At 62.9% G+C, this 1,642-nt stretch carries 2 protein-coding genes; both read right to left on the reverse strand.

All coding sequences use genetic code 11. The features are described from left to right. Positions 1-521, reverse strand: a 521-nt coding sequence (locus NTZ26_00005; protein MCX6558870.1) for an AAA family ATPase, incomplete at its 3' end; no start/stop codon positions are given. A gap of 23 nt (positions 522-544) precedes the next feature. Continuing rightward, the coding region (locus NTZ26_00010) for an EF-Tu/IF-2/RF-3 family GTPase (protein MCX6558871.1) at positions 545-1,642 on the reverse strand (1,098 nt) is incomplete at its 5' end.

Consider the following 1,642-nt stretch of genomic DNA (forward strand, 5'->3'; position numbering starts at 1 on the left):
GGGACGCCGTTTTCCTTGAGCGAGGCGCTGAACCAGACTTCCAAACCCAGCTTCTGCGCGAAGACCTTGAACTTGTCCAGGTCCTCTGTCGCCGGCTTGGTGAAGTCGTAGCCGTCGACAATGACGGCGTCAGCCGGGAACTTGCCGAACGAAATCATAGCCTCCAGGCTGCGCAGGACCTGCTCGGTCTTGGTCCCTTCCTGCTTGAAGTTCATGATGACGCGGTTCTTGACGATCTCGTCGTGGATGTCGACGGCCGACTCGAGCTTCCGCTTCTTGGCCAGCTCGGTAAAGATATCTTCGTACCAGTTGATGATGTAATCGACCCGGCTGGAGTACGAGACGTGGATGACGGGGCGGCCCTGCAGCAGCTTGTCGGTGGCGATGTAGACCAGGAAGGCCGTCTTGCCGACGCCCTTGGGCGAAGCCAGGACACCGATGCGGCCGTGGCCCAGGCCGCCGTGGATGGCTTGTTCCAGGACCCGCAGGGGGCTTCTTTTGATCAGCTCTTCTTTGACCATCGGATGTCTCCTCTTGCGCCCGTTCAGGCGTTTTCCTGGCGCCGCTTTTCCTGGTACGCGGCGATGAGCTCCTCGGACACGGCCGCGGGAACGCGGCCGTATTTGAGGAATTCCATAGTGAACTCGGCTTTGCCCTGGGTCAGGGACCTAAGCTGGGACGAGTAGCCGAACATCTCGCTCAAGGGCACATCGGCGTCGACTCGGGTGAAAGCCCCGTCCTCGACCGAGCTTATGATGATGCCCCGGCGCTGGTTGATCGTGGCGAAGACGTTGCCCGAGAACTCGATCGGTCCCTCAACCGAGACTCGCATGATCGGCTCCAGGATCTGGGGCCTGGCCTTGCGGTAGGCTTCCCGGAAGGCCCCGATGGCCGCCGCCTGGAAGGCGTTGTCCGAGGAGTCCACGTCGTGCGACTGGCCGTCCTCGAGGACGACCCGGACGCCGATGACGGGAAAGCCGATGAGCTCGCCTTTGCGCATGCCCGCCCGGAAGCCCTTGTCGCAGGACAGGATGAACTCGCGCGGGATGCGCCCGCCCTTGACCTCGTTCTTGAATTCGTAAGGCGACTCGGTCTGGGGCTCGAGATGGCCGATGACCCGGCCGTACTGGCCGGCGCCGCCGGTCTGCTTCTTATGCGTATAGTCGAACTCGACGCTCTGGGTGATCGATTCGCGGTAGGCGACCTGGGGCTTGCCCGTGGTCACTTCGGCGTTGTACTCGCGCTTCATCCGCTCGACGTAGACGTCCAGGTGCAGCTCGCCCATGCCCTGGATGATCGTCTCGTGCGACTCGGGATCGACGTGGGTCCGGAAGGTGGGGTCTTCCTTGGTAAATCTATTGAGGGCCTTGCCCACTTTATCCTGGGCCTTCTTGTCGACCGGCCGGATGGCCAGCGAGATGACCGGCTCGGGGACGTAGATCGAGGTCATGGCGTAGTTGAGGCCGGGGGCGGCGAAGGTGTCGCCCGAGGCGCAGTCGATGCCGAAGAGGGCCGCGATGTCGCCGGCCTCGGCTTCGGAGATGTCGACCATTTCATCGGCGTGCATCCGGACCAACCGGCCGACTTTGACCTTCTGACGCGAGCGGGTGTTGACGATCTCGGTGCCCTTCTCGACCCGGCC

Source organism: Candidatus Aminicenantes bacterium (assembly GCA_026393855.1).
GTDB lineage: Bacteria > Acidobacteriota > Aminicenantia > Aminicenantales > UBA4085 > UBA4085.